Here is a 20168-nt window from a genome sequence, read left to right on the forward strand (position 1 = left end):
GGGGTTATTCTTGCACCACCAGCCGCGCAGACAGCGTCTGACTGCGGGTGTGACTTTCCCCACGCGCAATGCGTTGCAGGATTCGTTCCGCCAGACTGTAGCCCATTTCCCGCGCCGGCATTGCCGCCCAGACAATGGGCAGATCGTCCAGCGCGTTTTCCGCCACATCGGCAAAAGCACCTAAAGAAACCTGCTGCTCAAAGTAGCGATCAACCCCCACCTCACCGCTCTGCCGTCCTGCACGCATCAGGCCAAACCACGCGCCTATCGCAATCGTTTCGTTGTAGCACACCACGGCGCTGATGGTCGGATTACGTCGTAGTAACGCGCCGATTGCCTCGGCTGCCTGCTTCTGGCTGGACGCGCATTCCATTACCCAGTCGCTGTGAAACGGTAAACCGTATTTCAGCAGTGTCGCGCAGTAGCCGCCAACGCGTTCCGCACGCGTTAATGATGATCCCTGTCCACCCAACCATGCAATACGCTGATGTCCGTGGCGAATCAGATGCTCCGTCAACAGTTGCGCAGCCTGCATATTGTCCGGACGCACAGTATCCACGTCGTCCAGATAGCTGGCTCGCGAAGCGAAAACGACCGGGATCCCTTTTTCTTCCGCCATCAGGCGCAAGTCGTCGCTACTGCCTGCCGCCCCGGCGATAACCACGCCGTCGACGCCCTGATTCAGCAGCATGGCAAAACGCTGCGCCAGTTGTTCACCATCCTGACCACCATGCAACAAAAACACCATCCGGCCCTGTGCTTCCAGCGCTTCCGTTAGCCCCGCCGTCAGTTCCGCATAAAACGGTGCCGACAGATCGCGAACAATCAGTCCGATCACCCCGCTCTGCCCACCGCGTAGCACCGAAGCCTGACGGTTACGCACAAACCCCAGTTGCTCTATCGCCGCATTCACCCGTTCACCGGTGGCGCTTGAAATGCGGCCCTTGCCGCTGAGCACCAGTGAAACCGTGCTGACAGAGACGCCTGCCGCCAGTGCGACATCGTGGATAGTGATTTTTTTGGCTATAGCCATAAAAACGCCAGACTCCCTGATAATGGGACAGATAAAACGTTTTATCTAATGCATCTATTTATACGCGTTAACATCCTTTAATAATGTGATTTTCACCGCACTAAATAGTGATAAAACGTTTTATCTTCTTGTTCAAATTTTCTCATTACCCATGGATTTGCACAAGGAGTCGTTAAATGACGGCGAAGACAACACCAAAAATTACGCTGTGGGAATTTTTCCAGCAGTTAGGGAAAACGTTTATGCTGCCCGTGGCGCTGCTTTCATTTTGCGGGATCATGTTGGGGATTGGCAGTTCGCTAAGCAGCCACGATGTGATCACCCTGCTTCCGGCGCTGGGTAACCCGGTGCTGCAGGCCATCTTTACCTGGATGAGCAAAGTTGGCTCCTTCGCCTTCAGTTTCCTGCCGGTGATGTTCTGTATTGCGATCCCGCTCGGACTGGCGCGCGAAAACAAAGGCGTGGCAGCGTTTGCCGGTTTTGTCGGTTACGCGGTAATGAACCTCGCCGTCAACTTCTGGTTGACCGCGAAGGGTATCCTGCCAACCACTGATGCAGCGGTCCTGAAAGCCAATAATATCCAGAATATCCTTGGCATTCAGTCTATTGACACCGGGATCCTCGGCGCAGTAATCGCCGGTATTATCGTCTGGATGCTGCACGAGCGTTTCCATAATATCCGCCTGCCGGATGCGTTGGCCTTCTTCGGCGGCACCCGCTTTGTGCCAATCGTTTCCTCGGTGGTGATGGGTCTGGTTGGTCTGGTGATCCCGCTGGTGTGGCCCGTGTTCGCGATGGGGATCAGCGGTCTGGGCCATATGATCAACAGCGCGGGTGACTTTGGGCCGATGCTGTTTGGTACTGGCGAACGCCTGCTGTTGCCATTTGGTTTGCATCATATTCTGGTCGCGTTAATTCGCTTTACCGACGCCGGGGGTACTCAGGAAGTATGCGGTCATACGGTGAGCGGCGCGCTGACCATTTTCCAGGCGCAGCTGAGTTGCCCAACTACCCAGGGCTTTTCGGAAAGCGCCACCCGCTTCCTGTCACAGGGTAAAATGCCGGCGTTCCTCGGCGGCTTGCCGGGTGCAGCGTTAGCGATGTACCACTGCGCACGTCCGGAAAATCGTCACAAGATCAAAGGGCTGTTGATCTCAGGTCTGATTGCCTGCGTCGTTGGCGGCACCACGGAACCGCTGGAGTTCTTGTTCCTGTTTGTCGCACCGGTGCTGTATGTCATTCACGCATTGCTGACCGGTCTGGGCTTTACCATGATGTCCGTTCTGGGTGTGACGATCGGTAACACCGACGGCAATATTATCGACTTTGTGGTGTTTGGGATCCTCCACGGACTGTCCACTAAGTGGTATCTGGTACCGGTCGTCGCGGCAGTCTGGTTCGTGGTGTACTACGCTATCTTCCGCTTCGCCATCACCCGCTTTAATCTCAAAACGCCGGGTCGCGACAGCGAAATCGCCAATACGCTCGAAAAAGCCGTTGCCGGCACGCCGGGAAAATCGGGTTATAACGTGCCTGCGATTCTGGCCGCGCTGGGCGGCGCCGATAACATCGTCAGCCTGGATAACTGCATTACTCGCCTGCGTCTTTCTGTTAAGGATATGTCGCGTGTCAATGTGCAGGCGCTGAAGGACAATCGCGCCATTGGCGTCGTGCAGTTAAATCAGCATAACCTACAGGTGGTGATTGGCCCGCAGGTCCAGTCGGTTAAAGACGAAATGGCAGGCCTGATGAACACCGTTCAGGCATAAGGACACGCACATGTTTGATTTCTCACAGGTTGTTGACCGTCACGGTACGTGGTGCACGCAATGGGATTACGTGGCCGATCGTTTTGGCAGCGCCGACCTGTTGCCATTTACTATCTCTGATATGGATTTCGCCACCGCCCCCTGCATCCTGGAGGCGCTGAACCAGCGCCTCGCTCACGGCGTTCTGGGTTACAGCCGCTGGCAAAATGAGGCGTTTCTCGGCGCAATTGCCCACTGGTTTGCCCGCCGTCATAACACACGCATCGATACCGGGTCGTTGGTGTATGGCCCCTCCGTGATCTATATGGTGTCGCAACTCATCCGTCAGTGGTCCTCTGTCGGTGACGGCGTAGTGCTCCATACTCCCGCCTATGATGCGTTTTATAAAGCTATTGAAGGCAATCAGCGCCATGTTGTCCCAGTGGCGCTGGAACAGCAAAATGGCAATTGGCATTGCGACATGGAGAAACTGGATGCGACGCTGGCGCGCCCGGAAAGCAAAATTCTGCTGCTGTGCAGTCCGCATAACCCGACCGGTAAAGTCTGGACGCGCAAGGAACTGGAAACAATGGCGGAACGCTGCCAGCGTCACGGCGTTCGGGTGATATCTGATGAAATCCATATGGATATGGTCTGGGGCGAACAGCCGCACATCCCCTGGAGCAATGTGGCGCGTGACAGTTGGGCGCTGTTCACCTCTGGCTCCAAAAGCTTCAATATACCGGCGCTGACAGGCGCTTACGGGATGATTGAAGACGCTGAGAGTCGTAATACGTATCTCAACGCGTTGAAAGGTCGCGACGGACTGTCTTCTCCCGCCGTGCTGGCGCTGACCGCTCATATCGCGGCCTATGAACAGGGCGAGTCGTGGCTTGACGCGCTGCGGGCGTATCTCCGGGATAATCTGCGCTACATTGCGGATACGCTGAATGCGGCTTTTCCTGAACTCAACTGGCCGGTGCCGCAGTCAACCTATCTTGCATGGATCGACCTGCGGGCGTTGAGCGTAGATGATAAAGCATTGCAGAACGCGCTGATTCAGCAGGAAAAAATCGCCATCATGCCCGGCTATACCTACGGTGATGAAGGACGTGGTTTTGTGCGACTGAATGCCGGCTGTCCACGTTCAAAACTCGAAAAAGGTGTGAACGGTTTGATTAACGCGATCCGCTCAGTACGCTGATACATTGTTGCGCAATGGAATTAATCATTGCGCAACATAGCTTTTCCTTTGCTTTTGTTTTTATAATAGCGCGCACTTTTATCTATTAAATATGAGTGCGACCATGATTGATACTTCCCTGCCGTTAACAGACATTCATCGCCACCTTGATGGCAACATCCGGGCACAAACCATTCTGGATCTTGGCCGCCAGTTCAATTTGCAACTTCCCGCGCAAACCCTTGAAACACTGATCCCTCATGTACAGGTTACCGCCACTGAACCGGATCTTGTTAGCTTCCTGTCGAAACTGGACTGGGGTGTAAAGGTCTTAGCCTCTCTCGACGCCTGTCGTCGTGTGGCCTTTGAAAACATCGAAGATGCAGCGCGCAATGGCCTTCACTACGTTGAGCTGCGCTTTTCCCCCGGCTACATGGCAATGACGCATCAACTGCCGGTTGCCGGCGTGGTAGAAGCCGTCATTGCCGGCGTGCGTGAAGGCTGCCAAACCTTTGGTGTGCAGGCGCAACTGATCGGCATTATGAGCCGGACCTTCGGCGAGGCCGCTTGTCTGCAGGAACTGGAAGCGCTGCTGACGCACCGCGATCGCATCACGGCCCTTGACCTTGCCGGTGATGAGCTGGGCTTCCCGGGCAGTCTGTTCCTGTCCCATTTCAACCGTGCGCGTGACGCTGGCTGGCATATTACGGTTCACGCCGGTGAGGCCGCCGGCCCGGAAAGTATCTGGCAGGCGATTCGCGAACTGGGTGCGGAACGCATCGGACACGGCGTGAAAGCGGTTGAAGATCCGGCACTGATGGACTTCCTCGCGGAACAACGGATTGGCATCGAATCCTGTCTGACGTCGAATATCCAGACCAGCACCGTGGCGTCACTGGCCGTACATCCGCTGAAAACATTCCTGGCCCATGGCGTCCTCGCCAGCCTGAATACAGACGATCCGGCGGTTCAGGGGGTGGATATTATTCACGAATATACCGTCGCGGCGCCGGCAGCAGGACTGAGCCGTGAACAGATTCGTCAGGCACAGATAAACGGACTGGAAATCGCCTTCCTGAGCGCGGCGGAAAAGCAGGCGCTGCGAGATAAAGTAGCGGCAGCTTAACGAAAAGAGGCCCGATGTGTTCATCGGGCCTGTCAGACATCAGGCAAGGCATAACGTCGAACGATGTTTCGCCGACTCAATTCCCAGCTCAATCAGTTCCATAATCTGAATAGCCTGGCTCGCCGGCACCGGGTTCTCTCCGTTACCATTGAGCGCATCACGGATACCGGCATAGTACGCCGGATAATTCCCCGGCACGGTCAGCCACGTCTCTTCCACGCGTGTTTCGCCTTCAACGCGTGTGACGATGCCATCACGCATATCATAGCCCCAGTCTTCCTGTGGCAGGCGTTCGCCATTTTTCAGGCGCTCTTCCTGGGGATCCAGACCGTACTTCACATAGCTGCCGCGCGACCCATGCACGATGTAACGCGCCGATTCCGCTGCCGCCAGCATTGTACCGTGTAAGATCACCCGACGCTGCGGGTAGGAAAGCGTGGCATGAAAGTAGTCCGTTGACTGTGCCCCTGGGCGTAACTGGGCCAGGTCTACCGTCATGCTGACAGGCAGACCGAACAGATTGATCGCCTGATCGAGGAGATGCGGAGCCAAATCGTACCAGATACCACTGCCCGGGCCCCCTTGCTCACGCCAGCGATCGCGTACCTGCGGACGGAAGCGATCGAAATGCGATTCAAAATAGGCCACCTCACCCAGAACACCTTCCGCCAGCATCGCTTTCAGGGTCAGGAAGTCACTGTCCCAGCGACGGTTGTGGAAAACAGAAAGTACTCGCCCCAGACTGCGTGCCAGCGCATCCAGTTCACGCGCTTGTGACAGTGTCACAGTAAAGGGTTTATCGACCACCACATGTTTGCCTGCTTCCAGCGCGGCTTTGGCCAGTGGGAAGTGGGTGTCGTTAGGGGTGGGAATAACGATCAGATCGATATCAGGATCGTTAAACAGATGCTTCGGCTCAGAGACAACGGCCACAGAAGGCCAGTCCGCCTTCACTTTCGCTGCATCGCTACTGGAAACGACGGCCAGTTCCAGTCCCGGCGTACCGTCAATCAGGGGAGCATGGAACGTTTTACTGGCGTAACCGTAGCCAATCAGTCCTACACGGATGTTGTCACTCATAACTATGCCTCTCGTTTCAGTCTGTGACTATTTCACACTATCCATGAACCACTCACAATAGTTTAATAACCTCGCCACGATAAAGGTCGTTATTTAACTTAAGTCAAATAAATGTCACTTTCGTGCAATTTGTCGATATAAAGTCGCTGAAATCGTTCCCGAAACACTTGCCGGAATAATTATTGCTAAGTAACATCTGCTGCCGGTATTTAAGGATAAATCAAGCAAATGTCGTCAGTTATCGATCGTCTAATTGAATTAACAGGTTGGGTGGTTCTTGCGGTCTCCGTGGTTCTTCTTGGGGTTGCCAACCATATTGATAATTACCAGCCTCCCGAACCGACCGCCGCCGTTCAGCAGAAATAGCGCGCCAGGCGGCCTCTGTCGCCTGGAAGGTCGGCTTTCCCGTATTACTTGCAGAAAAAGCTGAAAAATTATCTGAAAAAGCGAATTGTGCGGCCTCCCGCGACTGCGCTTATTGCCAGTCATGGCGAAGCGCGTTACCCTTCGCACTGGTGTCGTCTGACACGTCAAACACCATTTAAGATAATACTTTTTAGCCTTTGCCTGCCGGGTCCTTTCGCCGGAACAGGTTTATTTACCATTCGCCACCCGTGGCTTTATTTTATAAAAGGGATCCCTGTTTATGACCGTTCAGGATTATTTATTAAAATTTCGCAAAATTAGCTCGCTCGAAAGTCTGGAAAAACTGTTTGACCACCTGCACTACACCCTGACCGACGATCGTGACATTATCAATATGTATCGTGCCGCCGATCATCGCCGTGCAGAACTGGTCTCCGGCGGACGCCTCTTTGATGTTGGTCAGGTACCGAAATCCGTCTGGCACTACGTGCAATAAGAAAGTAGCGCTTGCTGGTAAAAGCTTTATAATAATTGCCCCAAAAAGAACGGTACGTCTGGCAATTCCGGAGATTTTATGACCACAACACCGGCACAGCGCATTGGCGGTTGGTTACTGGGCCCGCTGGCCTGGCTTTTAGTCGCCTTACTGAGTGCGTCGCTGGCTCTGTTTCTGTATGCTACGGCGCTCGCCTCGCCCAGGACGTTTGCGATGCTGGCGGAGCAAAGTACCGGCAACTTGCTGTTGTGGGGTATCTCTTTTCTCACCGCGATCGCCATGTGGTATTACACCCTGTGGTTGACGATTGCGTTCTTTAGGCGCAGACGTAGCGTGCCGAAGCACTATATTATCTGGCTGCTGGTTTCCGTCTTACTGGCGGTCAAGGCATTTGCCTTTTCACCCGTGCCGGATGCCTTAGCCGTGCGCCAGTTACTATTCCCGCTGCTGGCGGCAGCGCTGTTAGTGCCCTATTTCAAGCGATCGTCGCGCGTGAAAACCACCTTTGTGAACCCGTAATAACCCTACAGTTAACCTGTTGTCGCCTGCTGTAGATTGTCAGATAATAGGCGGCTTTTTTATTTCAGGCCGAAAAATGACTGATTACCTGCTGCTGTTTGTCGGAACTGTACTGGTCAATAACTTTGTACTGGTTAAGTTTCTGGGCCTTTGTCCTTTTATGGGCGTTTCCAAAAAGCTGGAAACCGCGATGGGGATGGGGCTTGCCACCACTTTTGTGATGACGCTGGCCTCCATTTGCGCCTGGCTGATTGATACCTGGATTCTGATCCCGCTCGATCTCATTTATCTGCGCACGCTGGCTTTTATTCTGGTTATCGCGGTCGTGGTGCAATTTACCGAAATGGTAGTGCGCAAAACCAGCCCGGCGCTCTATCGTCTGCTGGGGATCTTCTTACCGCTAATCACCACCAACTGCGCGGTTCTGGGTGTCGCGCTGCTGAATATCAATCTCGGCCATAATTTTTTACAGTCGGCGCTATATGGTTTCTCCGCCGCTGTCGGCTTCTCGCTGGTGATGGTGCTGTTTGCGGCGATTCGTGAGCGTCTCGCTGTTGCAGATGTCCCGGCGCCTTTTCGCGGTAATGCCATTGCGCTGATTACCGCTGGGTTAATGTCTCTGGCCTTTATGGGCTTTAGTGGTCTGGTGAAGTTGTAATGAATGCTATCTGGATTGCCGTTGCCGCCGTGAGCCTGCTGGGTCTGGTGTTCGGCGCTATCCTGGGTTACGCCTCCCGCCGTTACGCGGTAGAGGATGATCCTGTCGTTGAAAAAATCGATGAGATTCTGCCGCAGAGCCAGTGTGGGCAATGCGGCTATCCTGGCTGTCGCCCCTACGCGGAAGCGATTGGTAGCCAGGGGGAAAAAATTAACCGCTGTGCCCCCGGCGGCGAAGCGGTGATGTTAAAAATAGCTGAACTGCTGAACGTGGATCCTCAGCCAATCGATGGCGATGAACAGGATGTTGCGCCGGTCCGCATGCTGGCGGTGATTGATGAAGCCAACTGCATCGGTTGTACCAAGTGTATTCAGGCCTGTCCGGTGGACGCCATTATTGGCGCAACGCGCGCCATGCACACGGTGATGAGCGATTTGTGCACAGGCTGCAATCTGTGCGTGGATCCCTGCCCGACTCACTGCATTGAACTGCGTCCGGTCGCTGAAACGCCTGACAGCTGGAAGTGGGATTTGAACACCATCCCCGTGCGTATTATCCCCGTGGAACAACATGCTTAAGTTATTCTCTGCTTTCAGAAAAGATAAGATCTGGGATTTCAACGGCGGCATTCATCCGCCGGAAATGAAAACCCAGTCAAACGGCACGCCGCTGCGCCAGGTTCCCCTCGCGCAACGCTTCGTTATGCCGCTCAAACAGCATATTGGTGCTGAAGGGGAACTGTGCGTCGCCGTAGGGCAGCATGTGCTACGCGGACAAGCGCTGACCCGTGGATGGGGAAGAATGCTCCCGGTTCATGCGCCGACCTCCGGGACGGTGGTCGCCATTGCACCTCACTCAACGGCGCATCCTTCGGCTTTAGCCGAGCTGAGCGTGATCATCGATGCCGATGGCGAAGACCGTTGGATTGAACGCGAAGGCTGGCAGGAGTATCGCTCGCAGAGTCGCGAAGCTTTAATTGAGCGCATTCACCAGTTTGGCGTCGCAGGCCTGGGCGGCGCTGGCTTTCCGACTGGCAATAAATTGCAGGGCGGCGGCGACAAAATTGAAACGCTGATCATCAACGCGGCGGAGTGTGAACCCTATATCACCGCCGACGATCGTCTGATGCAGGATTGTGCGGCTCAGATTGTCGAGGGTATCCGCATTCTGGCCCATATTCTGCAACCGCGAGAAGTGCTTATCGGCATCGAAGATAACAAGCCGCAGGCAATCTCAATGCTGCGTGCGGTGCTGGCCGATGCGCGAGATATCTCGCTACGCGTGATCCCGACGAAATATCCTTCGGGTGGCGCAAAACAGTTGACCCAAATTCTGACCGGGAAGCAGGTTCCGCACGGTGGTCGTTCCTCCGACATCGGCGTACTGATGCAAAACGTCGGGACGGCGTATGCGGTAAAACGCGCGATCGTCGACGGCGAGCCTATTACCGAGCGTGTAGTGACCCTCACTGGTGAAGCGGTTAACCGCCCGGGCAACGTCTGGGCGAGACTTGGTACGCCGGTGCGACATCTGTTAAATGATGCCGGTTTCTGTCCTTCTGCCGATCAGATGGTGATTATGGGCGGCCCGCTGATGGGCTTCACCCTGCCATGGCTCGATGTGCCGGTGGTGAAGATAACTAACTGTTTACTGGCGCCGTCAGCGACAGAGATGGGTGAACCGCAGGAAGAGAAAGGCTGCATTCGCTGTAGCGCCTGCGCCGACGCCTGCCCGGCCGATCTTCTGCCCCAGCAGCTTTACTGGTTCAGTAAAGGACAACAGCATGACAAAGCCACGGCGCATAACATTGCAGATTGCATTGAATGCGGTGCCTGCGCCTGGGTCTGCCCAAGCAATATTCCGTTGGTGCAATATTTCCGTCAGGAAAAAGCCGAGCTTTATGCAATAAGCCAGGAAGAGAAGCGCGCGGCAGAGGCAAAAGCGCGTTTTGAAGCACGTCAGGCTCGCCTGGAACGTGAAAAAGCGGCACGTCTGGAACGTCATAAGAAAGCGGCCGCACAGCCTGCGGCGAAAGATCAGGATGCTATTGCTGCCGCCCTGGCTCGCGTCAAAGAGAAACAGGCGCAAGCGACCCAACCGGTGATGATCAAAGCCGGTGAAAAACCGGACAATAGCGCGGTGATTGCCGCTCGCGAAGCGCGCAAAGCACAGGCACGGGCAAAACAGGCCGAGAACGTCACCACAGTAGATGCCGATCCGCGCAAAGCCGCCGTCGAAGCCGCTATCGCCCGCGCCAAGGCGCGCAAGCAGGAACAACAGGCCAGCAGCAAACCTGCCGCACCGACTGAAACGGTGGATCCGCGCAAAGCCGCCGTCGAAGCCGCTATCGCCCGCGCGAAGGCGCGCAAGCAGGAACAACAGGCCAGCAGCAAACCTGCTGCACCGGCTGAAACGGTGGATCCGCGCAAAGCCGCCGTCGAAGCCGCTATCGCCCGCGCGAAGGCGCGCAAGCAGGAACAACTAGCCAGCAGCGGACCTGCCGCACCGGCTGAACCGACTGTAGAATCGCTCGACCCGCGCAAGGCGGCCGTTGCCGCTGCGATAGCACGCGCAAAAGCCAGAAAAGACGCTCAGCAGCACGTTGTGAACGAGGAATAAATGGTATTCAGAATCGCAAGCTCTCCCTACACGCATAATCAGCGTCAAACCTCGCGCATTATGCTGCTGGTCTTACTGGCTTCGGTGCCGGGCATCGCGGTGCAATGGTGGTTTTTCGGTTGGGGGACGCTGTTCCAGATTATACTCGCCTGCACAAGTGCGTTGCTGGCGGAAGCCGCCGTACTCAGATTACGTAAACAGCCGGTGGTGGCGATTTTAAAAGACAATTCAGCGCTGCTGACCGGTCTGCTGCTTGCTGTCAGTATTCCGCCCCTCGCCCCGTGGTGGATGGTGATCCTTGGTACGGTATTCGCGGTAATCATCGCCAAGCAACTGTATGGCGGCCTGGGACAAAACCCATTCAACCCGGCGATGATTGGCTACGTGGTGCTGCTGATCTCCTTCCCGGTACAGATGACCAGTTGGTTGCCACCGCAAGAGATTGCTGCGTCCGCACCGGGACTGGTCGATGCGCTACAGGTCATTTTTACCGGACATACCGCCAGCGGCGGTGACATGAATGCACTGCGTATGGGAATTGACGGGGTAAGCCAGGCTACGCCGCTGGATACGTTCAAAACCTCCCTGCATGCGGGTCATTCTGTTGAGCAGATCATGCAGTACCCTATCTACAGCGGTATGTTTGCCGGTGCAGGCTGGCAGTGGGTCAACCTGGCCTGGCTGGCTGGCGGTCTCTTCCTGTTACAGCAAAACGCCATACGCTGGCATATTCCGGTGAGCTTCCTGCTCTCATTGACCGTCTGTGCGACGCTGGGCTGGCTGTTTGCCCCCGAGTCGCTGGCCTCTGCGCAAATTCATCTGCTCTCCGGAGCAACGATGCTTGGTGCCTTCTTTATTCTGACAGACCCGGTGACGGCCTCGACGACCAATCGAGGTCGCCTGGTGTTTGGCGCGCTGGCAGGCTTGCTGGTGTGGTTAATCCGCAGTTTCGGCAGCTATCCGGATGGTGTGGCATTTGCCGTGCTGTTGGCCAATATTACCGTCCCGCTGATTGACTACTACACGCGCCCACGCGTGTATGGGCACCGCAAAGGATAATCCATGCTGAAAACGATACGTAAACATGGCTTCACCCTGGCGCTGTTTGCCGCTGGCTCGACCGGACTGACCGCCGCTATCAACCAGATGACCAGGACCACCATTGATGAACAGGCGGCCATTCAGCAAAAGGCCCTGTTTGATCAGGTTCTCCCGGCCGATCGCTACAATAACCGTTTGCAGGATCGCTGCGTCGTGGTCAACGCCCCTGAACTGGGTAAAGGTGAGCATCGCGTGTATATCGCCGAGCAGGACGGCACCCCCGTAGCGGCAGTACTTGAGGCGACGGCGCCGGATGGCTACTCTGGCTCCATTCAGTTGCTTGTCGGTGCCGATTTCAGCGGCACAATTTTGGGCACTCGCGTGACGGAACACCATGAAACCCCGGGTCTGGGCGATAAAATAGAACGACGTCTGTCTGACTGGATCACCGGATTTAGCGGAAAGAAAATTCAGAATGATAACGACAGCCACTGGGCTGTGAAAAAAGATGGCGGAGATTTTGACCAGTTTACCGGAGCGACGATTACGCCGCGCGCGGTGGTGAATGCCGTCAAGCGTGCAGGACTGTATGCCCGGACGCTGCCTGCGCAACTTCCTCAACTTCCGGCCTGCGGAGAATAAATCATGAGCGAAATTAAAGATGTCATCGTTCAGGGGTTGTGGAAGAACAACTCAGCGCTGGTGCAGTTGCTGGGGATGTGTCCCCTGCTGGCCGTCACGTCGACCGCCACTAATGCCCTCGGACTGGGACTCGCCACCACGCTGGTGCTGACGTTGACCAACCTGACCATTTCCGCGCTGCGCCGCTGGACGCCCGCAGAAATTCGTATTCCGATTTACGTGATGATCATCGCCTCGGTGGTCAGCGCGGTACAAATGCTGATCAACGCCTATGCCTTTGGCCTCTACCAGTCGCTGGGGATTTTTATCCCGCTGATCGTGACCAACTGCATTGTGGTCGGACGCGCTGAAGCCTTTGCCGCCAAAAAAGGTCCTGCGCTCTCTGCGCTCGATGGGTTTTCCATCGGGATGGGCGCGACCGGCGCTATGTTTGTGCTGGGCTCTATGCGAGAGATCATCGGCAACGGGACATTATTTGACGGTGCGGATGGGCTGCTCGGAAGCTGGGCGAAGGTACTGCGCGTGGAAATTTTCCATACCGACTCTCCTTTCCTGCTGGCAATGTTGCCGCCCGGCGCCTTTATTGGTCTGGGACTCATGCTGGCGGTGAAATATCTCATAGATGAGAAGATGAAAAAGCGCCGCGCCAGTGCATCAGTCGCAACGGAGTTGCCCTCCGGTGAACCAGGGAATGTCTCATGAATAAAGCAAAGCGGTTAGAAATATTAACCCGATTACGCGCAAACAATCCGCATCCAACCACCGAACTGAATTTCAGCTCGCCCTTTGAACTGTTGATCGCGGTACTGTTGTCAGCACAGGCGACGGATGTCAGCGTGAATAAGGCCACGGCGAAACTCTACCCCGTTGCCAATACCCCCGCCGCCATGCTGGAACTCGGCGTTGAGGGCGTGAAGTCCTATATCAAAACGATCGGCCTGTTTAACAGCAAAGCCGAAAACGTGATTAAGACCTGCCGCATCCTGCTTGAGCAACATCATGGCGAGGTGCCAGAGGATCGTGCGGCGCTTGAAGCCTTGCCGGGCGTGGGTCGCAAGACAGCAAACGTCGTGCTGAATACCGCCTTCGGCTGGCCCACCATCGCCGTCGACACGCATATCTTTCGCGTCTGTAACCGTACCCACTTTGCACCCGGCAAGAACGTTGAGCAGGTGGAAGAGAAGTTGCTGAAAGTGGTTCCCGCAGAGTTTAAGGTCGACTGCCATCACTGGCTGATCCTGCACGGTCGCTACACCTGTATCGCCCGCAAACCGCGCTGTGGTTCCTGTATCATCGAAGATCTCTGTGAATTCAAAGAGAAGGTGGATATTTGACCGATCGGGGCAGACCAATTCGCCCCGTCATAACATTTTGTTATCCTCTGTTTCTACCTCTTCATTCCGTCAATGATTCCACGCTCTTCCGCTTAGACAAATGAATCATCCCGGTAATTAGCAGTTATTCAGGTTAATCCTTTTTTTAATAACGAAAATTTCTATCCAATTGTGATCGCGATCATAGTGATAACTCCATGTAAATTTTTTTGTCCATTTTGGTTAATTCTACAATCAGATGACAATGAGTCAGTTTTTATACACAAAACATTACACTGGCTATTTTTTAGATACTGGCCTTTATCACTGCATTAATTGCCATATAGCAGAACATATCGCCATACAGCGATTTACAGGGCTGACTGATAGTGTAAAAAACTGCCATTCTGCAATTAAAGAAATTTAACGCTAGATAACATTTACCAACCCCGATGAATCCACCACCTCAGATATATGTAACAGATTATTACAAAAGACTTGTCTGAAAGTACAAGATAGTGAACATTACTTGCCGTTTCCCCTCCCACTATAACAATTTCACGGCTACCCGGTGGTATCACGTGACAGAACACCCCCGTTAATATGGGATGTAAAAAAAGAGGCTAAAGTGTCTACTGCAAACAAGAAACCAACGGAAAGCGTCAGTCTTAACGCTTTCAAACAACCGAAGGCGTTCTATCTCATCTTCTCGATTGAGCTCTGGGAGCGTTTCGGTTACTACGGCTTACAAGGAATTATGGCCGTTTACCTGGTTAAACAACTGGGTATGTCTGAAGCGGATTCAATTACTCTTTTCTCGTCCTTTAGTGCCCTGGTTTATGGTCTGGTCGCCATTGGTGGCTGGTTAGGCGACAAAGTTCTGGGTACCAAGCGCGTCATTATGCTCGGTGCAGTAGTACTGGCTATTGGTTATGCCCTGGTGGCATGGTCCGGACACGATGCCGGCATCGTTTATATGGGGATGGCCGCCATTGCCGTGGGTAATGGTCTGTTCAAAGCTAACCCGTCCTCGCTGCTGTCGACCTGCTACGCCAAAGATGACCCGCGTCTTGATGGTGCATTTACGATGTACTATATGTCCGTCAATATCGGTTCATTCTTCTCTATGCTGGCAACGCCGTGGCTGGCCGCGCATTACGGCTGGAGCACCGCGTTCGCGTTGAGCGTGGTCGGTATGCTGATCACAGTGGTGAACTTCGCGTTCTGCCAGCGTTGGGTGAAAAACTACGGTTCTAAGCCGGACTTCGAACCGATTAACTTCCGTAACCTGTTGCTGACCATCGTTGGCGTTATCGCGCTGATCGCGATTGCAACCTGGCTGCTGCACAACCAGCAAATCGCCCGTATGGTTCTGGGTGTGATCGCGTTCGGTATCGTGATTATCTTCGGTAAAGAAGCCTTCTCTATGCAGGGCGCTGCCCGTCGTAAAATGATTGTGGCGTTCATTCTGATGCTGGAAGCAATCATCTTCTTCGTGCTGTACAGCCAGATGCCGACGTCGCTGAACTTCTTCGCCATCCGTAACGTTGAGCATTCTATCCTTGGCATTGCGTTCGAACCTGAACAGTATCAGGCGCTGAACCCGTTCTGGATCATCATTGGTAGTCCTATCCTCGCGGCTATCTATAACAAGATGGGCGATACCCTGCCGATGCCGACGAAGTTTGCCATCGGTATGGTGCTGTGTTCTGGCGCGTTCCTGATCCTGCCGCTGGGTGCTAAATTCGCATCCGATGCAGGCATCGTATCCGTTAACTGGCTGATCATTTGCTACGGCCTGCAAAGTATCGGTGAGCTGATGATTTCCGGTCTGGGTCTGGCTATGGTGGCACAACTGGTTCCGCAGCGTCTGATGGGCTTCATCATGGGTAGCTGGTTCCTCACGACAGCCGGCGCCAACATTATTGGCGGTTATGTCGCCAGCATGATGGCTGTTCCGGAAAACGTAACCGACCCGCTGATGTCTCTGGAAGTGTATGGTCGCGTGTTCCTGCAGATTGGCGTGGCGACCGCAGTGATCGCTGTTCTGATGCTGCTGACGGCGCCGAAACTCAACCGCATGACTCAGGATGATGAACCTCGCGAGAAAGCGTCTACAACCGCTGCCGCGTAAATATCTGGGAAACGCATAATGAAGCTGCTAACTTTGCGTTAGCGGCTTTTTTTTTGCCTGAACCCGAGCCAGGATACGTTAAACCTTAGTGGAAAGGAGTTATCGATGAAACTGTTTTACAAACCAGGCGCCTGTTCTCTTGCTTCCCATATTACCCTTCGCGAGAGTGGGAAAGATTTCACGCTCGATGGCGTGGATTTGATGAAAAAACGTCTGGAAAACGGCGATGATTTTTTCGCGGTCAACCCAAAGGGACAGGTTCCCGCCCTGTTGCTCGATGACGGTACGCTGCTGACCGAAGGCGTGGCGATTATGCAATATCTCGCCGACAGCGTTCCTGATCGCCAGTTGTTGGCTCCCGTGAGCAGCATTTCACGCTATAAGACCCTGGAATGGCTTAACTATATTGCGACTGAGCTGCATAAAGGCTTTACGCCGCTGTTTCGCCCTGACACGCCGGAAGAGTACAAACCGACCGTTCGCGCACTACTCGAGAAAAAAATGCAGTACGTCGATGCCGCTCTCAGCGAGGGACAATGGATTTGCGGCTCGCGATTCACTATCGCTGATGCCTACCTTTTCACCGTGCTGCGCTGGGCGTATGCGATAAAACTTAATATGGACGGGTTAGACCATATTGCGGCATATATGAAACGAATGGCTGCGCGTCCGGGCGTTGCGGCGGCGATGAAGGCGGAAGGATTACAATAAGCGAATCAGGCCGGATGTAGCGGTCAACGCCACATCCGGCAGATAAGTCAGAGCCGTGTGGCGCTAAAATAATGATCTGGTTGAGCGATACGATCCTGCGCGGCCACCACTTGCAACTCATATTCCTGCATGGCTTTGGTGGCAATCATAATTTCATACACAGCCGCCGTAACATGTTCCAGCGCCTGCTGGATTGTTGCGCCTTGCAGCAACTTCACTAACAGCAACCCGCTGGTCACATCACCCACGCCGACCGGCTGCCGGGCGCCGAAATCCACCAGCGGACGGCTGATGTGCCAGGCATCATCGACAGTTACCAGCAGCATTTCAAAACGATCCTGGCTGTAACCCGCGCGCGCCAGGTGCTTGACCAGCACAATCTCCGGTCCTTGCGCAATGAGCTCGCGAGCAGCGGCAACCGCTTCATCTACGCTGTTCACCGCGTGTTCGCAGAGGATTTCCAGCTCAATCAGATTCGGAGCAATGATGTCGCTGGCAGGTAACGCGTGACGAACATGAAACTCAGCAACGCCAGGCGCGACGATGCACCCCTTTTCCGGATGTCCCATCACCGGGTCGCAGAAATATTTCGCCGCCGGGTTGGCCGCTTTCACCTGACGCACGATCCCCAGAATATGCTCGCCCTGCTCGGCAGAACCCAAATAACCACTCAACACCGCATCGCAGCGCTTCAACTGATCGATATCGTCGATACCCTGCACAATCTCCGTCAGATGTGAAGGCGGCATGACGCAGCCTGTCCATTTGCCGTATTGCGTGTGATTAGAGAATTGAACCGTATTGAGGGGCCAGACGTTGGCACCGAGGCGGCGCATCGGAAATTCCGCTGCGCTATTGCCAGCATGTCCAAAAACAACGTGGGACTGAATGGCGAGGATATTCTTCATTTTTTGCTTACCACAACCCTGAAAAAATAAAGGGGCGTGGTTTCCCACGCCCCTGCTCACTTTCGATTACTTCCAGCAGACCAGACAGTAATTCTTCTTACCGCGACGCAACAGCGTGTAGCGGCCGTACAAACGATCGCCTTCAACGAAGGTGTACTCCGGATCAGACTGCTTCTCACCGTTGATGGTGATCGCGTTTGACGCAATGGTTTTACGCGCCTGACCACGGGACGGTTGCAGTTCGGAATCCACCAGCGCCTGCATCAGGTCAGCGCCTTTTTCCATCTCAACCATCGGCACACCATCCTGCGCCAGTTGTTCGAAGTCCGCTTCGCTCAAATCGCTCAGCGTGCCGTTGAACAGGCTCTCGGTGATGCGTTTTGCCGCGATAAGGCCTTCTTCGCCATGCACCAGACGCGTGACCTGCTCGGCCAGCACATACTGGGCACGTGGCGCCTTACCGCTGTTCTTGTCTTCTTCTTCCAGCGCATTGATCTCTTCAATGTCCATGAAGGTGAAGAACTTCAGGAAACGATACACGTCGGCATCCGCCGTGTTGATCCAGAACTGGTAGAATTTGTACGGGCTGGTTTTCTTCGGATCCAGCCATACCGCGCCGCCTTCGGTTTTGCCGAACTTGGTGCCGTCCGCTTTGGTGATCAGCGGAACGGTCAGACCGAAGACCTGATTCTGATGCAGACGACGCGTCAGGTCGATCCCGGAGGTGATGTTCCCCCACTGATCGGAACCGCCAATTTGTAGCGCCACACCATGCAGTTTATTCAGACAGGCAAAGTCATAGCCCTGTAACAGGTTGTACGAGAACTCAGTGAAGGAGATCCCTTGATCGTCACGGTTCAGACGCTGCTTTACCGCTTCTTTGTTGATCATCTGGTTTACAGAGAAATGTTTCCCGATATCGCGCAGGAAGGTCAGCACATTCATGTTGCCGAACCAGTCATAGTTGTTCGCCGCGATAGCGGAGTTGTCGCCGCAGTCGAAATCCAGGAACGGAGCAACCTGTTTACGGATTTTATCTACCCACTCCTGAACGGTATCTTCGGTGTTCAGTTTACGCTCGGCGGCTTTAAAGCTCGGGTCGCCAATCAGACCGGTCGCGCCACCGACCAGCGCCACAGGTTTGTGACCTGCCTGCTGGAAGCGTTTCAGGCATAACAAGGGAACCAGATGCCCCAAATGCAAGCTGTCAGCGGTAGGATCGAAGCCGCAATAGAGCGCGATCGGGCCTTGCGCCAGTCGCTCTGCTAACGCTTCCTCGTCCGTCACCTGGGCGACCAGCCCCCGCTCTTGCAATTGTTTAATCAAGTTACTGCTTGCCATCAAAATCTCCATGTATAAAACGACTGCACCTTTGCCGGTACACGACTTTTCGCCAGACGCGAAAGCTCTATAGAATAAAGCGCTGGCGCACACAGCGCTAGCGCTTAACACAACAATTTTCCGGGTTTATGGCGCGAGACGGTCAATTTTCCATGCGTTATTTTCACGCTGGTATAAAAAGCGGTCATGCAGTCGGTGCTCACCGCCCTGCCAGAACTCCATCTGCTCAATGCTGACGCGGAACCCGCCCCAGAAACTGGGCAACGGCACTTCGCCCTGCTGGAATTTCTGTTTTAATTCGAGGAATTTACTTTCAAGGATCCCGCGCGCGGAAATGCGGCTGGACTGTTTCGAAACCCAGGCCCCGATCTGGCTGTCACGCGGGCGACTGTGGAAATACTTCACCACTTCCAGCGTCGATAAGCGCTCGGCCTGGCCTGTCACCATCACCTGACGCTCCAGCATATGCCAGGGAAACAGCAGGCTGATACGCGGATTTTTTTCGATTTGATGCGCTTTACGGCTGCCGAGGTTGGTATAGAACACCAGCCCTTTTTCATCGTAGTGTTTCAACAACACAATTCGCTGATACGGTTGGCCATTTTCATCTACGGTTGCCACAACCATGGCGGTAGGATCCGCCAGTCTGGCATCACATGCCTGAGCCAGCCAGCGTTCGAAAAGCGTTAACGGCTCAGCGGGAAGATCGCGGCGGCGCAGACCACCTTTGGTGTATTCACGGCGCAGATGCGCGATTTGCTGCAATTCGTCGTTATCAGACATGAGGTTCGCTACGGATTGTCAGTGGGTGGCGCTATTGTGCGCCGCCCTGCTGGAAATCTCAACGCTTCGGATTTTGTAACTGGCAGTTATTCAGCACGATACGGTCGCGTTTGTAAACGGTCGCGCCGTCGCCTTTCGACCAGAACACATAGATTCCATCGGTATAGCGCGCGCCAGACGCCGAAATGCCCTGCTTCAGATTAAGCAACTTGTTGTCATAAACAAAGTTCACCTCCTGACGGGTATTATTCAGTTTTACCGTCAGCGGTTTTTCATCACACTGGTATTCCAGCGTGTCCGTTTGCATACGTTCAACAAACTGGTTGTAGACGCTACAACCAGAGAGCATAAGCGGGAAACAAATGAGTAGCAGTTTTTTCATAGACGTATCCTGAAGACTTTCCTGGTCCGGGAGGGTGAATTCACCCTCCTTAATCTCCACAGTGTAACGACAGAAGACGAAAGAA

21 protein-coding genes are annotated in these 20168 nt (G+C 54.3%); 15 read left to right on the top strand and 6 right to left on the bottom strand.

The window, feature by feature from the left end; genetic code table 11:
• Window positions 1-4 precede the first annotated feature (4 nt).
• Window positions 5-1033 carry a Mal regulon transcriptional regulator MalI gene (locus KE671_RS04645; RefSeq protein WP_206161952.1) on the bottom strand — a complete coding sequence of 343 codons (1029 nt, stop codon included), beginning with the start codon at window positions 1031-1033 and terminating at the stop codon, window positions 5-7.
• Between the two features lie 176 nt (window positions 1034-1209).
• On the opposite strand from KE671_RS04645, the gene malX reads away from it, so the two are divergent.
• The 3 genes from malX (at window position 1210) to add (ending at window position 5090) form a co-directional block, all read left to right on the top strand.
• The gene (gene malX, locus KE671_RS04650; RefSeq protein ID WP_206161953.1) at window positions 1210-2802 is read left to right on the top strand and encodes a maltose/glucose-specific PTS transporter subunit IIBC; all 1593 of its coding nucleotides are present in this window, start codon (window positions 1210-1212) and stop codon (window positions 2800-2802) included.
• A 10-nt stretch (window positions 2803-2812) separates the two neighbouring features.
• A complete protein-coding gene (locus KE671_RS04655; RefSeq protein ID WP_206161954.1) occupies window positions 2813-3985 on the top strand; it encodes a MalY/PatB family protein in 1173 nt (390 codons plus the stop codon).
• A gap of 103 nt (window positions 3986-4088) precedes the next feature.
• Window positions 4089-5090: an adenosine deaminase gene (add, locus tag KE671_RS04660; protein ID WP_206161955.1), complete on the top strand. Its 1002-nt coding sequence runs from the start codon at window positions 4089-4091 to the stop codon at window positions 5088-5090.
• 39 nt (window positions 5091-5129) lie between these two features.
• On the opposite strand, the gene KE671_RS04665 is transcribed toward add, so the two are convergent.
• A complete protein-coding gene (locus KE671_RS04665; RefSeq protein WP_206161956.1) occupies window positions 5130-6170 on the bottom strand; it encodes an oxidoreductase in 1041 nt (346 codons plus the stop codon).
• Window positions 6171-6410: 240 nt separating this feature from the next.
• On the opposite strand from KE671_RS04665, the gene blr reads away from it, so the two are divergent.
• The 12 genes from blr to gstA all read left to right on the top strand — a co-directional run bounded on the left by blr (window position 6411) and on the right by gstA (window position 16669).
• Window positions 6411-6536, top strand: a complete 126-nt coding sequence (gene blr / locus KE671_RS04670) for a division septum protein Blr (RefSeq protein WP_061078033.1) — start codon at window positions 6411-6413, stop codon at window positions 6534-6536.
• Between the two features lie 280 nt (window positions 6537-6816).
• Window positions 6817-7032, top strand: a complete 216-nt coding sequence (gene ydgT, locus KE671_RS04675) for a transcription modulator YdgT (RefSeq protein WP_061077420.1) — start codon at window positions 6817-6819, stop codon at window positions 7030-7032.
• Window positions 7033-7110: 78 nt separating this feature from the next.
• Window positions 7111-7551 (top strand): DUF2569 domain-containing protein, encoded by a 441-nt coding sequence (locus KE671_RS04680; RefSeq protein WP_206161957.1) that lies wholly within the window; start codon window positions 7111-7113, stop codon window positions 7549-7551.
• A gap of 76 nt (window positions 7552-7627) precedes the next feature.
• Window positions 7628-8209 carry an electron transport complex subunit RsxA gene (gene rsxA / locus KE671_RS04685; RefSeq protein ID WP_005121199.1) on the top strand — a complete coding sequence of 194 codons (582 nt, stop codon included), beginning with the start codon at window positions 7628-7630 and terminating at the stop codon, window positions 8207-8209.
• Window positions 8209-8787, top strand: a complete 579-nt coding sequence (gene rsxB, locus KE671_RS04690) for an electron transport complex subunit RsxB (protein ID WP_206161958.1) — start codon at window positions 8209-8211, stop codon at window positions 8785-8787. Before rsxA ends, rsxB begins: the two co-directional genes overlap by 1 nt.
• Entirely contained in the window at window positions 8780-10828 is a 2049-nt protein-coding gene (gene rsxC, locus KE671_RS04695; RefSeq protein ID WP_206161959.1) for an electron transport complex subunit RsxC, read from the top strand. Before rsxB ends, rsxC begins: the two co-directional genes overlap by 8 nt.
• On the top strand, window positions 10829-11887 hold the full coding sequence (rsxD, locus tag KE671_RS04700) for an electron transport complex subunit RsxD (RefSeq protein WP_206161960.1): 1059 nt from the start codon (window positions 10829-10831) through the stop codon (window positions 11885-11887).
• Window positions 11888-11890: 3 nt separating this feature from the next.
• Window positions 11891-12511: an electron transport complex subunit RsxG gene (gene rsxG / locus KE671_RS04705; RefSeq protein WP_206161961.1), complete on the top strand. Its 621-nt coding sequence runs from the start codon at window positions 11891-11893 to the stop codon at window positions 12509-12511.
• A 3-nt stretch (window positions 12512-12514) separates the two neighbouring features.
• On the top strand, window positions 12515-13213 hold the full coding sequence (locus tag KE671_RS04710) for an electron transport complex subunit E (protein WP_206161962.1): 699 nt from the start codon (window positions 12515-12517) through the stop codon (window positions 13211-13213).
• A complete protein-coding gene (gene nth, locus KE671_RS04715) occupies window positions 13210-13845 on the top strand; it encodes an endonuclease III (protein ID WP_061077413.1) in 636 nt (211 codons plus the stop codon). Before KE671_RS04710 ends, nth begins: the two co-directional genes overlap by 4 nt.
• Window positions 13846-14452: 607 nt before the next feature.
• Window positions 14453-15958, top strand: a complete 1506-nt coding sequence (gene dtpA / locus KE671_RS04720) for a dipeptide/tripeptide permease DtpA (protein ID WP_206161963.1) — start codon at window positions 14453-14455, stop codon at window positions 15956-15958.
• A 105-nt stretch (window positions 15959-16063) separates the two neighbouring features.
• Entirely contained in the window at window positions 16064-16669 is a 606-nt protein-coding gene (gstA, locus tag KE671_RS04725; protein ID WP_206161964.1) for a glutathione transferase GstA, read from the top strand.
• 47 nt (window positions 16670-16716) lie between these two features.
• Here the strand turns inward: gstA and pdxY are convergent, their stop codons facing one another.
• The 4 genes from pdxY to mliC all read right to left on the bottom strand — a co-directional run bounded on the left by pdxY (window position 16717) and on the right by mliC (window position 20083).
• Entirely contained in the window at window positions 16717-17577 is an 861-nt protein-coding gene (pdxY, locus tag KE671_RS04730) for a pyridoxal kinase PdxY (protein WP_206161965.1), read from the bottom strand.
• Window positions 17578-17643: 66 nt separating this feature from the next.
• Window positions 17644-18918, bottom strand: a complete 1275-nt coding sequence (gene tyrS, locus KE671_RS04735) for a tyrosine--tRNA ligase (RefSeq protein WP_061077409.1) — start codon at window positions 18916-18918, stop codon at window positions 17644-17646.
• 126 nt (window positions 18919-19044) lie between these two features.
• Window positions 19045-19701 (bottom strand): pyridoxamine 5'-phosphate oxidase, encoded by a 657-nt coding sequence (pdxH, locus tag KE671_RS04740; protein WP_206161966.1) that lies wholly within the window; start codon window positions 19699-19701, stop codon window positions 19045-19047.
• A gap of 58 nt (window positions 19702-19759) precedes the next feature.
• Entirely contained in the window at window positions 19760-20083 is a 324-nt protein-coding gene (gene mliC / locus KE671_RS04745; protein WP_044254665.1) for a C-type lysozyme inhibitor, read from the bottom strand.
• Between the last annotated feature and the right edge of the window lie 85 nt (window positions 20084-20168).

It is taken from the genome of Citrobacter amalonaticus, from assembly GCF_018252635.1.
Lineage (GTDB): Bacteria > Pseudomonadota > Gammaproteobacteria > Enterobacterales > Enterobacteriaceae > Citrobacter_A > Citrobacter_A amalonaticus_E.